Annotated in this window: 10 protein-coding genes; 9 read left to right on the forward strand and 1 reads right to left on the reverse strand. The window is 37.9% G+C overall.

Translation table 11 applies throughout. The features are described 5' to 3' along the window. Positions 1-4 precede the first annotated feature (4 nt). Positions 5-520, forward strand: a complete 516-nt coding sequence (locus ACWPWS_RS00595; protein WP_454045122.1) for a hypothetical protein — start codon at positions 5-7, stop codon at positions 518-520. Positions 521-596: 76 nt separating this feature from the next. On the opposite strand, the gene ACWPWS_RS00600 is transcribed toward ACWPWS_RS00595, so the two are convergent. Further along, on the reverse strand, positions 597-1,067 hold the full coding sequence (locus ACWPWS_RS00600; RefSeq protein WP_454045123.1) for an Lrp/AsnC family transcriptional regulator: 471 nt from the start codon (positions 1,065-1,067) through the stop codon (positions 597-599). 142 nt (positions 1,068-1,209) lie between these two features. Here ACWPWS_RS00600 and ACWPWS_RS00605 point away from each other — a divergent pair, with 142 nt between their 5' ends. The 8 genes from ACWPWS_RS00605 to ACWPWS_RS00640 all read left to right on the forward strand — a co-directional run bounded on the left by ACWPWS_RS00605 (position 1,210) and on the right by ACWPWS_RS00640 (position 13,623). Then, a complete protein-coding gene (locus ACWPWS_RS00605) occupies positions 1,210-2,598 on the forward strand; it encodes an MFS transporter (protein ID WP_454045124.1) in 1,389 nt (462 codons plus the stop codon). A gap of 120 nt (positions 2,599-2,718) precedes the next feature. After that, the gene (locus tag ACWPWS_RS00610; RefSeq protein WP_454045125.1) at positions 2,719-3,465 is read left to right on the forward strand and encodes a metallophosphoesterase; all 747 of its coding nucleotides are present in this window, start codon (positions 2,719-2,721) and stop codon (positions 3,463-3,465) included. Positions 3,466-3,575: 110 nt separating this feature from the next. Continuing rightward, positions 3,576-4,490: a helix-turn-helix domain-containing protein gene (locus ACWPWS_RS00615; RefSeq protein WP_454045126.1), complete on the forward strand. Its 915-nt coding sequence runs from the start codon at positions 3,576-3,578 to the stop codon at positions 4,488-4,490. Positions 4,491-4,706: 216 nt separating this feature from the next. Beyond that, on the forward strand, positions 4,707-5,852 hold the full coding sequence (locus ACWPWS_RS00620; protein ID WP_454045127.1) for an efflux RND transporter periplasmic adaptor subunit: 1,146 nt from the start codon (positions 4,707-4,709) through the stop codon (positions 5,850-5,852). A 9-nt stretch (positions 5,853-5,861) separates the two neighbouring features. Then, entirely contained in the window at positions 5,862-9,002 is a 3,141-nt protein-coding gene (locus ACWPWS_RS00625) for an efflux RND transporter permease subunit (RefSeq protein WP_454045128.1), read from the forward strand. A 17-nt stretch (positions 9,003-9,019) separates the two neighbouring features. Continuing rightward, positions 9,020-10,432: an efflux transporter outer membrane subunit gene (locus ACWPWS_RS00630; RefSeq protein ID WP_454045129.1), complete on the forward strand. Its 1,413-nt coding sequence runs from the start codon at positions 9,020-9,022 to the stop codon at positions 10,430-10,432. Between the two features lie 59 nt (positions 10,433-10,491). Further along, entirely contained in the window at positions 10,492-11,043 is a 552-nt protein-coding gene (locus tag ACWPWS_RS00635; protein ID WP_105680862.1) for a DUF2652 domain-containing protein, read from the forward strand. Positions 11,044-11,436: 393 nt separating this feature from the next. Continuing rightward, complete coding sequence (locus ACWPWS_RS00640; RefSeq protein ID WP_454045130.1) at positions 11,437-13,623, forward strand: outer membrane beta-barrel protein; 2,187 nt, start codon at positions 11,437-11,439, stop codon at positions 13,621-13,623. The last annotated feature ends 249 nt before the right edge of the window (positions 13,624-13,872 follow it).

Raw genomic sequence — 13,872 nt, forward strand, 5'->3', positions numbered from 1 at the left:
TCGTATGAAAAATATAAAAAATATAGGGATTGCAATAGCTTTGGTTATTTTTAACTCGTTTTTTGCTCAGGTAGCTATTGGTAAACAGGTGATAGACGGAAGCAGTACGGTGTTAGACTTTGATAACATATCCGGAAATACAAAAGGCTTAATTCTTCCCGCTACCTCAGGATTTCCCACAGGATCTTTGGTAAACGGAACATTCATCTTCGATGTCACAGACAGCAAAGTAAAAGTCTACGAAAATGATATGTGGAAATCCTTGTCAGATGCCGGAAATTCAAGTGCGGTTATTGTCAACAATTCTGCAGAGTCAGGGAAAGGAGTCATTATGGGAGAGGCAACAAGCTCTGCTGATGGAGTTTTGGTGCTGGAATCTCAAAATAAAGCGATGATTCTTCCTAAAATAACATCACCCCATCTTAATGTGAAAAATCCTTATCCGGGAATGATCTGTTATGATACAGCCAGTAAAACACTGGCCATATTTGATGGGTCGGTCTGGAATTACTGGAAATAAACACAGGCAGAGTAGTCTGTCTTAAAATAATAGAAAGCAGCTGTATTTTTATGCAGTTGCTTTTTTATTTCCCATGTTAAACAATCTGGTTGCTTTCCTTGATGCTGTTCATGACAAAAATACTTTTGGTCTGACCAATTCCTTCGATTTCAGATAATTTATTGACAAAAAACTCATGAAACTCATCCATATTCGGAGCCAGGATTTTCAGCATAAAATCAAAATCTCCGCTGATATTGTAAAACTCTACAACTTCCTTCAGTTTGCCCACTTCCTCAATAAATTTTCCCGCTGTTTTCTTATTGTGAACATTTAAGGCAATCATACAGATCACCATCATTCCTTTATTGACCTTTTTACGGTCTACTACAGCAGTATATTCTTTAATGATTCCTTGTTTTTCCATACGTTTAATACGCTCATGCGTAGGAGTAGGACTCAGGTTGATTCTTGCCGAAATATCTCGGACACTCATCTTTGCATCTTTCTGAAGAAGTCGGAGAATGGATAAGTCTTTTTCATCAGGGATATAATTTTCACTTGCCATTTTGTTCTGTTTTTATAGATTTTACTTGGTGTTTCAGGTGTTTTGTTCTTTTTGGTATTTTTTATATTGATTATTGTTCCAAATTTAAGGTTAAATTTTTAAATACGTTCTGTTAATTTTAATTTTGCAGGAAATTTGAAACATGGATACAAGGAAGAATTTAATATTAATTTTAGCATCGGTAGGAACATTTGTAGAGGCGTTGGATATTGCCATTATTAATTTAACCATTCCTTCTATTCAGCAGCAGTTTCAGATTGGAGCCGAGACTGTTCAATGGTTGCAGACACTTTATGTATTGTTTTTTGGTGGATTTCTGATCATTGGAGGAAAGCTTTCAGACCAGATCGGGAGAAAAAAAATGTTTTTACTGGGAGCTCTGATTTTTATGCTGACTTCATTAGGTGCAGGATTGTCTCAAAACTTTGAGGTACTGGCTATCTTCCGTGCTTTACAGGGACTGGGAGCTGCCTTAGTAATGCCATCAGCGCTGTCTATTGTAACCAATACGTTCAGGGGAGAACAGGAGAGAAACCGGGCCATCGGAATCTTCAGTTCATTTGCTGCCATTGGTTCGGGAAGTGGCCTTTCAGTCGGAGGAATTATCAGTACATACCTGAGCTGGCATTGGGTTTTCCTGATCAATGTTCCCGTTCTTTTAATAACCCTTGTGCTGTCTTATTATTATCTGCCTGCAGATGAGAAAAATGAAACCGCTCAGAAAACAGATTTGGTTTCAGGAATACTAATGGTACTTGGATTGTTAAGCCTTACATACGGAACCCACGAATTGGTTCATATTAAAGAACAGCCTTTTCTGGTAGCAGGATCTTTGGTTCTGGCATTAGTACTGCTGGTGGTGGTCTATTACCGATTAAAGTCCGTGGCAGAGCCGTTGGTGGATTTAAAACTGTTTAAACATCAATCTTTAGTCGTTTCCAATGCTGTGTTTTTCACTTTGGGTGCGTTTTTTATCGGATTTTTATTCCTTATTTCACTGATGCTTCAGAAAGATATGGGATATAGCGCTGCCTCTGCAGGATTAATGCTTGTTCCATTCAGTATCATATCCGCTTTAACAGCTAAATTTATTCTGCCTCATGTATCAAAACGCCTGAATTCTTCTCAAATGGGTGTTTTAGGATGGTTGTTTATGCTGGCAGGAGGATTGTCACTGTTGATCTCTGTGTATGCAGGACACCCGTTAACATTGGTTTTGCTGGGAGCTGCATGTATTTCAGGAGTGGGAATGACGTTTTGTTTTACTGCGCTTTCTGTAATGGGAATTCAGGATGTGGAGCCGGAAAATTATGGATTGGCATCAAGTTTGAGCTCTACAAGTTACTTTCTGGGAGCAGGAATCGGACTGTCATTCATGACTTTAATGAGCCAGATTTTTCCCTCAGAATTTTCAGTAGGAAGCCTGAATCTGATGATATTGATTGGCTACGCTCTGCTGGCGCTCGGAATGTTATTCTATTTTATATTGAAAAGCTTAAAATTGAAACAGGCAGAAGTTGCTGTTTCGTAATAAGCAGTTTAAAAATACACAAACTATATGAGGAAAGAATCGGTGCTTAGGTGTCGGTTCTTTTTTTGTTCTTTTGCCATTCTGTTTCCCTTCACTACCTTTGCGCTTTACTATAACATCATGAAAATACTGGTCATCAGCGATCTTCATCAGGAATTTGGAAGTACGGAATTAGGTTTTGATCATTCGGATATTGTTGTGCTGGCAGGTGATGTCAATTTAGGAACCAAAGGGATTGAATGGATTAAAAAAGCAATCCCCAACAAACCTGTCATCTATGTTTTGGGCAACCATGAATACTATAAAGGTTCCTATCCGAAAACACTCCATAAAATCAGAGAGGCGGCTGTGAATTCCAATGTTCATGTGCTGGAAAATACATTTGTAGACATTGACGGAATTCGTTTTCATGGAGCTACCTTATGGACGGATTTTTCAATCTTCGGAAATCCTGTTCAGTACGGAATGCTTTGTCAGTCTAAAATGAATGACTATAAAATGATCAGGAGAGATCCTTCCTATTCGAAAATGAGAACATTAGATACCTTTAAAATTCATCAGCTTTCACGACAATGGCTGCAGGAAAGTCTTGAAGATTCAAAAGGACTTAAAAATATAGTGGTTACCCATCATGCTCCCAGTCTCCAATCAGTGCCGGAGCATTATAAAGAAGATCCCGTTACCTCTGCTTATGCATCTGATCTGGAAGATGTAATCAAAGAATATCAACCTTTGTACTGGATTCATGGGCATATTCATACGCCATGCAGATATAAAATTGAAAAAACAGAAGTGATCTGTAATCCTCATGGCTATATCGATGAAAAATATAACGGCTATGATAAAGAACTAATTATTATTATTTAGCAAAAAAGTAGTTTTGCCTACTGCCTACTGCCTACTGCCTACTGCCTACTGCCTATTGCTATTTTCCCCTTTCTCTTTAATCACTATCTTCGTATTCTAATACCTTTTCAATGTCTAAAAAATCCCAGCCAAAACCTGATTTTGTTTCGCAGCTCGCTTTTGATGAAGTTCTTCAGCAGGTGGAATTTGATCTTAGAATCAAGGAATTTGTCGTGATGGAAATTGATAAGGTGAACTATATCATACAACCGAATATCCCTTACCGTGCAGATTATTTCTGCATTTTTATGATACAAAAGGGAGACGTTACGTTCAGGTTGGATGATAAGAGTTATGAAGTCTCTAAAGGGGATATTGTTTTTTGCCCCATGCTGGAAACCTTTTGGGTGGATGAAATTTCGGAAGATTATAATGCTAAATATATTTTCTTCTCATTGAATTTTATTTCTGACGCAGGCTTTAATTATAAGTCAAATAATGTCCTGAAAAGTCTTTCATCAGATCCTACCCATATCATCAGAAATGAACCCGATGTGTACAGGAAACTGAATTTTCATCTCGATGAACTTCAGGTTTTAAATGATAAGGAAAAAGACAATTATTATTTCAATGAAATGATCTGGCATCACTTTTCACTGGTGATCTACGAAATTGATAATTATTTCAAAAAAACGGAAAAACTACACGTTGTAACCAATAGAGAAGACGAGTTGACCACCAGCTTCTTTAAGCTTGTTCAGGAGCATTTCAAAGAAGAACATAATGTTCAGTTTTATGCCGATAAGCTTTTTATCAGCCGTAAATACCTTACAAAGGTCATTAATAAAACAGTGTTTAAATCTCCAAGAGATATTATTCATCAGGTGTTAGCGGTAGAAGCCAGGCTCTTATTGAGAAATCCCAACCTGAATGTCAATGAGGTAGCATCACAGCTAAGTTTTTCTGACCAGGCTTCATTTAGTAAGTTTTTCAAAAAACATACAGGAAGATCTCCTTTGGAATACAGGAAGGATGATTTGTATTGATAGTCAGTAGGTTGTGTTTTAAGGTGTCTTTTTGCCAAAATTGAATACTATTTTGATTTAAAATATTAAATATTATCATTTATATTGTCTATAAGTGATATTTCTCATGTTTTTGAAAATAAGGAGTCTTTTTGACAAAACAAGGGGTTTTTCGAATAATCCTATTGAATTTTTTTCGTTCGATTTTTGTGCGGAAAATTTAAAAGGACTATTGTTATGCAAAGATTTTTTATTCAAAAATCGACTCTACTTTTTCTCTCGCTGATTGTGTTGGCGGGTTGTAAGAAGAATAATCAAAACCAGGGCTATCAGCAGCAGGCGCCGGAATTACCCGTGGCAAAAGTAACACAGGGAGACGCTTCTGTTTCCAGAGAATATGCAGCATCTATTGAAGGGGTTTCCAATGTGGAAATAAGACCTCAGGTAACAGGATATTTAAGCAAAATTTTTGTAGATGAAGGTGATTTTGTGAGAGCAGGTCAGCCATTGTTCAAAATTGAAGATCAGGTTTTCCGTGAGCAGCTGAAAAGTGCTCAGGCATCTTTGATTACCGCTCAGGCCAACCTTTCAACCTCTAAAATTGATCTGGACAGAAAAAAAGAACTCTTTAGAAACAAAATGGTTTCAGATATTCAGGTGAAAGAAGCTGAAGCAGCTTATAATGCGGCACGTGGAGCAGTAAGCCAATCCACTTCTACCATTGAATCGGCTAAAATCAATTTAAACTTCTCCACCATTAAAGCTCCGGTAAGCGGATTTATCGGAAGGTTCAACTATCGTTTGGGAAGTTTAATGACGCCAGGTAATCAGGAACCGATTACCTTATTATCAGATATTCATCAGGTATACACTTACTTTAGCCTGAGTGAAAATGATTTTAATAATTTCCAGAAGCAATACACAGGAAGCAGTATTGATGAGGTTATTAAAAATACTCCGGCAGTATCATTATTGCTTTCAGGAGGTGAAAAATATGCGGAGACAGGAAAGATTGATGCTGTAGAAGGACAGTTCAATAAAACAACAGGATCCATTACTTTAAGAGCAAAATTCAACAATCCCAACAACCTTTTGAGAAGTGGGAATACAGGCAAAATTATACTGGATCAGTTCTACGGCAATGTTGTTTTACTTCCTATTGCCTCTACCAGAACCATTCAGGATAAAGTTTTTGTATTTACCATTCAGGGAGGAAAAGCCGCAATGTTTCCTATTGAAGTAAACGGAAAAGCAGGCGATAATTTTATTGTAGCGAAAGGACTTAAGGCAGGCGATGAATATATCACCAGCGGTTTTGACCGATTGCAGCCGGGAACTCCTGTAGTGGCACAAAAGAAAAATGCTCAACAGAAAAAATCCTAAGAAGAAGTCATGTTAAAGAAAATTATAAAAAGACCCGTACTGGCAACGGTTATTTCCGTATTGCTTGTTATTCTGGGGATCGTCGGGATGGTAAGCCTTCCGATTACAAAATTTCCGGACATCGCACCTCCTACCGTTATGGTAACAGCTGCTTATCCGGGAGCTAATGCCGAAACAATTGCCAGGTCAGTAGCGCCGCCATTGGAAAATGCCATCAATGGAGTGGAAAATATGGACTATATTACTTCTACAGCGAGTAATGACGGTACATTGAGTATTACTGTTATCTTTAAATTAGGAACAGATCCGGATCAGGCCGCCATTAACGTTCAGAACAGAGTGGCACAGGTGACCAACCAGCTTCCTGCAGAGGTAATCCAGGCGGGAATTACCACCGTGAAAAGACAGAACAGTATGATTGCGATGGTCTCTCTGACCAGTAAAGATGGTACGATGAGTGACCTTTTCCTTGAAAACTATGCGAAAATCAACATTGTTCCGGAACTGAAAAGAGTAAAAGGAGTAGGAGATGCCATGGTATATGGAAATAAAGATTACTCCATGCGTATCTGGCTGGATCCGAATAAACTGACTTCCTACAATCTTACACCCTCTGATGTTTCCCGTGCTATTCAGACCCAAAACCTTGAAGCGGCACCCGGAAGATTGGGAGAGAGAAGTAAAGAAGTGATGGAATATGTTCTTCGCTACAAAGGAAAATTTACAGAACCTGTGCAGTATGAAAACATTACCATCAAAGCATTGAATGATGGATCTGTCTTAAAGTTAAAAGACATTGCCAAAGTAGAATTTGGAGCCTACAGTTATACGGTATCTTCCAATTATAATAAAAAAGCATCCGTAACGATGGCGATCTTCCAGATGGCAGGATCGAATGCGAATGAAGTACAAATTGCGCTTCAGGAAAGAATGAAAGAACTGGAAAAATCCTTCCCCGCAGGAATGGATTATGAAATTCCCTATGCTACAAAAGATGCGCTGGATCAATCCATAGAGCAGGTTATTCATACATTGATAGAAGCATTTATTCTGGTATTCATAGTGGTATATATCTTCCTTCAGGATTTCCGCTCCACGTTGATTCCGGCTATTGCAGTTCCGGTATCTATTGTAGGAACGTTCTTCTTTATGAAGGTTTTTGGGTTCTCTATTAATATTCTTACGTTGTTTGCTTTGGTGCTCGCCATTGGTATTGTAGTGGATGACGCTATTGTAGTGGTGGAAGCGGTTCATGCTAAAATGGAACATAAAAAGCTCAATCCGAGAGCTGCTACGATGTCAGCAATGAGTGAAATTACAGGAGCCATTGTTTCTATTACATTAATCATGTCTGCCGTATTCGTTCCGGTAGCCTTTATGAGTGGTTCCACGGGATTGTTTTACCAGCAGTTTGCTTTGACATTGGCTATCGCGATTGTGATTTCAGCAATCAACGCCTTGACATTGAGCCCGGCATTATGTGCTTTATTTTTAAAGCAACACCATCCGGGAACGCATGAAAAAATGAATTTCAAAGATCGTTTCTTTGCAGGTTTCAATGCCAGCTTTAATAAACTGACATTCCGCTATGGGAAAGCTGTGCTGTTCCTTTTGAAAAGAAAATGGGTGGCAATTGTTATGATTGTGGCTTTCGGAGGTTTGTTTGCATGGATGTCTATGACAACGCCTAAAGGATTTATTCCGGATGAAGACCAGAGTTTTATCATTGTAACCGCGAACCTTGCACCAGGAGCATCAAAAGACAGAACCTCGAAAGTAGTCTCTGACACAGAAGACCTTCTGATGAAAAATCCTGCTGTAGATAAAGTGATTTCGGTAGACGGATTGAACTTATTCAGTGGTTCCATGTCATCTTCAGCGGCTTCTATTTTCGTTAAATTAAAAAAAGGAGGCGAGAGAGGACCTGTCAATAATATCAATGATATCATAGGACAAACTCAGGGAATGCTTTCTCAGGATAAAAGAGCCAATTTCCTTGTGATCAACACACCTACGGTAGACGGTTTCGGAAATACGAGTGGAATGGAGCTTGTGCTTCAGGACCGTACCAACGGAGAACTTCAGAATTTAGGAAATATTTCTTACGGAATGATGGGAGCTTTGATGCAGAGACCTGAAGTAGCGGTAGCATTTACCACTTTCGATGTGACGTATCCGCAGTTTGAAGTGCTTGTAGATGAAGTGAAATCTGCTCAGCTGGGAGTTAATGTTTCTGACGTGTTAGGAGTAATGCAGGGATATTATGGAAGTATTCAGGCTTCTGATTTCAACAGATTTGGAAAGTATTACAGAGTTCTGGTACAGTCTACACCAGAGACAAGACAAGATAAAGAATCCCTGAACGGAATTTTCGTTAAAAATAATTTAGGTCAGATGGTTCCTATCAATACATTGGTAAGCCTGAAACAGGTAACTGGAGCTGAGGTGGTAGACCGTTTCAACCTGTTTAATTCATCCAATTTAACAGTAATGGCAGCTCCGGGATATAGTACCGGACAGGCTATGGCTGCCATTGAAGAAGTGAGCAAGCAGGTACTTCCTCCGGGATATACTTACGATTATAAAGGAATGAGCCGTGAAGAAGCGGGTTCAAGCTCACAATCTGTTATGATCTTCGGATTATGTATCGTGTTTGTATTCTTCCTTTTATCTGCTCAATATGAAAGTTATATCCTTCCATTAGCTGTATTAATTGCCATTCCGGTAGGACTTTCGGGAGTATTTGTAGGAATTACATTCGCGGAATTGTCTAATAATATTTATGTGCAGATTGCTTTGGTGATGCTGATTGGGTTGTTAGCAAAAAATGGGATTCTGATCGTGGAATTTGCGATTCAGAGACGTAGAGCAGGGAAAAGTCTTATCGCCTCTGCGGTGGAAGGAGCAAAAGCCCGCTTACGTCCTATTTTGATGACCTCTCTGGCATTTATTACCGGATTGATCCCATTGATCTTTGTGGTTGGACCTTCTGCAATGGGTAACCATTCTATTGGATATGCCGCCATTTCAGGGATGCTTTTCGGAACGATCTTAGGAATTTTCGTAGTTCCTGTTCTTTTTGTGGTATTCCAGGCTTTGCATGAAAGAATCAACGGAAAAGTGGTAACCGATGCAGATTGGGAATATTAATTCAAATGATTTTAACAATGAAAATTAAAAATATAGCATATATCGCATTCATTTCGGGAACCGCAATCTCCTGTAAAGTTCAGAAATATGAACAGCCTGAAGTAAAAATGCCTGAAGCTTTCCGAAGTGACAGCATTGCAGCAGATTCTCATGAAAATATTGCGAAGATCAGCTACAAAGACTTTTTTAAAGATCCTGTTCTTGTAGGATTGATAGATAAAGCGATGGTGCAAAATAACGATCTTCAGGTCGCTTTAAAACAGATAGAATTTGCATCATTGGCTTACAATCAGAGCAAATGGGCAAATATTCCAACCGTTAGTGCTTCTGCCAATGCCAATATCAACCGTCCTTCAGACAACAGTATGAACGGAATGATGGCCGGACAGTTTATGGGAAAAAGGTATATGGAAGATTATACAACTTCCTTGAGTTTCTCCTGGGAAGCCGATATCTGGGGAAAGATTAAAGGAAGAAAGGAACAGGCTTTAGCAGAATATCTTAAAACACAGGAAGCGGCAAAAGCAGTGAAAACACAAGTTGTATCTGCTGTAGTACAAGGATATTATAACCTTTTGATGCTGGATACTCAGCTGGAAATTACAAAATCCAATCTTGCTTATGCGGATAATACGCTGAAGTTTCTGACCAAACAGCAGGAGCTTGGGCTTACTACAGCATTGGCTGTACAACAGCAGGAAATTGTGAAAGATCAGATTCTGAAATCAATTCCGGCTATTGAAAGTTCTGTAACAACCCAGGAAAATGCTTTGAGCCTGCTGACGGGTTCTATGCCGGGGAAAATTGAAAGAAGTGCAAGCCTGAATAATGTACAGTCTCCGGACCATATTGCTGCAGGAATTCCTTCAGAATTATTGAGCTACAGACCGGATATCAAAACAGCTGAACTTGAAGTAAGAAAAAGTGCAGCAGCCATTCATGTGGCGAAAATGAGCATGTATCCTTCACTGAATATTACGGCACAGGGAGGCGTGAATGCCTTTCAGATCAGCAAATGGTTCAGTGTTCCGGGATCGCTTTTCGGAATGGTGGCAGGCGCTGTAGCACAGCCTATTTTGAATGGAAAACAGCTGAAAACACAATATGAACAATCTAAAGTAGTTGCTGATCAGGCGGAAATTAACTTTAAACAGTCTGTTTTAAAAGCAGTAGGAGAAGTTTCTGATGCACTGATACAAATCCAAAAACTGGAAGAACAGCAGAAAATTGCAGAAGGACTGGCCGTGAAATCGGGTGAGGCAGTGAAGAAGGCTGATCTGTTATTTAAATACAATTCAGCAACTTATGTGGAAGTAATTATGGCACAAACGAACAAACTTCAGGCAGAACTGGAACTGGCTTCTCTGAAAACCCAGAGGCTGAATGCTATTACAGCGCTTTACCGTTCTGTAGGAGGCGGTTGGCAATAAAGTAAAATTGAATCTGCTTCGTCTGTAAGGATGAAGCAGGTTTTTAATCCATTATCATTATGAAGACAAATATACAAGAGGGGATCATTCTTATTCCGGATTTCAGCGGATTTACCGAATTTGTGTTCAATACAAAATTGTATACAGGCGAGTATATTGTAAGACAGTTATTGTCTACACTGATTGATGTGAACGATCAGTACTTTGAAATTTCCGAGATTGAGGGAGATGCCATTTTATTTTACCGTTATGATGAAAATCCGTCTTATCAGAGTATTTCAAAAATGCTGTGGAAGATGAGAAGTGCCTTCAACAGGAAAATAGAGGAGTTGAGTAAAAGTTTAAGCACCACCATTGATCTGGCTCTCAAGTTTATTGTGCATTATGGATCCTTTTCACAATACAATATTGGAAACTTCAGAAAGCTATATGGAAAAACGATTGTGGAAGCCCATCAGCTCTTGAAAAATGGAATGGCAGAAAAGCCTTCTTATGCACTTTTCAGTAATTCTTTTCTGGAAAGCAGTAAAAACAGAGAGTCTGATTTTAATAAAGAACCCCTTCGTTTGCCTGAAGTGGGGGTTATCCATTATTTTGAAAATGTAAACTAGCCTATATTTTTTAATAGTATTCCTTGTAAATTTGCTATTGCTAGCGGCCCGGGTGAGATCCGGGCTTTTTTTATTGGTCAGCTTTTAGGAAATCTGCGGGTAAAAAATTTGTTTTTGTTATAGGGGTAGTAAAATATTTATGTAATATGCATTGGTTTTGCAATTTTTTTTAAGTGAAATTTAAATTACGTATAAAATATTTTTTTAAGATTATTTATTATGGAAGTGATTTTTATTTCGTTGGTTTATTGAAAAATGTGTATTGATTTTCAATTTATGTTTACATTATATGCTGATATATTGCTGGGAATTAAATCTTTATTTAATTTTTTTTATTTTTTGATGTAACAAACTTGTGAAGATAGTGGTCTTATAGAAAAACTATAATTTCACATGAAGAGAATATTATTTCCCATAGCAATATTAACAGGCTCCTTAGTAATGGCCCAGCAGGCTCCAGCTCCGGCTGCCAACGATACTGTAAAAGGAAATGCAAAAGAAATAGAAGCGGTTACTCTGGTGGCCAGAAAACCAACCGTAGAATCTAAAGTAGACAGAACTGTATTTAATGTAGCAAATAGTGCAATTCTGGCAGGAAATACAACATGGGATGTTCTTAGAATGACTCCTTTGGTAAGTATTGATAACAATGATGAGGTAAAAGCCGAGGGACAAATGGTTACGGTATATATCAATGACAGGAAATCTGTTTTTACAGGGAAAGAATTGAAGGAATATCTTAAAACAATTCCTGCTGATAATCTTATGAAAATTGAAGTGATTACCAGTCCGTCTTCCCGTTATGAAACTTCCGGTTCTGTTATCAATATTGTCCTTAAAAAAAGAGATGATGAAGGACTAAAAGGAAGTATCTCTCTCAACAACAGACAAAGTACCAAAAACTCACAATACACAAATTTCAATCTGAATTACCATAAGAAAAAGTTTACCCAAACCTTTATCGGTGGTTACAATAACGGAAATTATGTACAAAAGACTCAGACTTGGGATAACCGTTATGAGAAGAATAAGTTGACCCAATTCAATCTGGAAAACTTAATGAGAAATGAAAGTCCTTCTCTTTCTTCTACTTCGGAGTTTGAAATTAATGACAAAAATAATTTCGGACTTGTATTGGAGTATTCACAGAACAGGAATTTGCTTTCAGCAGAATCTGACGGGATGACCACAAAAGATGGAGATCCCGGTGAATCTTTTCTTCAAAGCCAAAACAACTGGGGATTCAGCCGTAATCTGGGGTCTAATGCTTTCTATAAATACTACGATAAAGAGAAAAATAGAATTTTAGATATTAATTTGGGAACCAACTATTCCAGTGATAATAATGATAATTTAATTGATAAATTCATTGATAAGCAGGGAGTAAAAACAACTCAACAGCTGGGTGTTATGAGTTCAAATCAGATGCGTAATTATTATCTGAAAGTGGATTATACTCAGCCTTTTGGTAAATCAGGCGGTACTATGGAAGTGGGAGGGAAAACGGAATTGAATAATCATATTATTTCCAACAGCCTTTATGGATTCAGCATGAATAATCCCACCCCGGAATTTGCTAATTTATCCAAAAATGACAGGTTCCATTATGAGGATAATCTGAGCTCTTTATATGCCAATTATAGCAAAACATTTTTCGAAAAACTGGAAACCAGAATCGGAATCCGATACGAATATATTGATTATAAAGTAAGACAGGATGTGGCAGGTACGGAAAGAAGAGATTCTTACGGTACTTTTCTTCCCAATTTATTGCTGAAATACAGCTTTTCAGAGAAGTTTGATCTGAGCCTTACCTATAACAGAAGTATCTGGAGACCATGGTATTCTGAGTTTAATCCTTTCCTGATGCCGGAAATTAACGGAACGTATTCCAGAGGAAATCTTTATCTGAATCCCAATCCTAATGACCGGCTTTATATGAAATTAGGAATTCTGAAAAAGTACTTTATTTCTGCAAGATATATGCATACGAATCAGGATTACTGGACGACTTATGTCACAGAAAACGGAAGAACGGTTTCATTACCAGGAAACTTTGACGGAAAGGTTGAGAAATATTATCTTTTTGCGAATACCAATCAGAACTTCCTGAAAAATAAACTGAATGTAAATGCAGGATTTGGATGGTATTACATTAATAATAAAGATTTCAACCAAAAGAATGATCTGAAAGGGAAAGACTATATCAGTTATTGGGGAGCTTCCGCCAATATATCTTATACTAATTTATTCAATAAAAACATTAACCTGAGTGCATGGATGGAGCTTGCCAATCAGAATAACGGAAATTCATATGCGAATAATACCAATGTCTTCCATAATATTTCAGTAACTAAAATATTCCCGAAAACCCAGATGGAACTAAGCATGCAGCTGATGAATATTTTTAAGAGACCTTATGGTGATAATACCACTTACAGCCCTGACGGAACTTTCAGAGAATATTCAAAATGGGACTGGTACGGTGTTTCTCTTACGTTTGTAAAACGTTTCGGAAACCAGAAGGTAAAAGAAAATACAAAAACCGACGTAGAGAAAAACGGAGGCGGAGGAAAATAATTCAGGATTTGTTAGATACAATAAAAGCAGGTTTCAATTTGGAATCTGCTTTTTATTTTTGGCTAGAAGCTAGAAGCTAGAAGCTAGAAGCTAGAAGCTAGAAGAGGGAAGTAGTGAGAGATGATCTTTATGTTTGTCTTACAAAATCTGTGCAATCACTGTAATCTGTGGGAAAATATCTACACTCAAATTTTAAAACTATTAAGAAAATAGTAAGCTGTTAAGAGGATTAAGGGAATGTCTAAAGAC

This window comes from Chryseobacterium sp. Marseille-Q8038 (assembly GCF_965111995.1).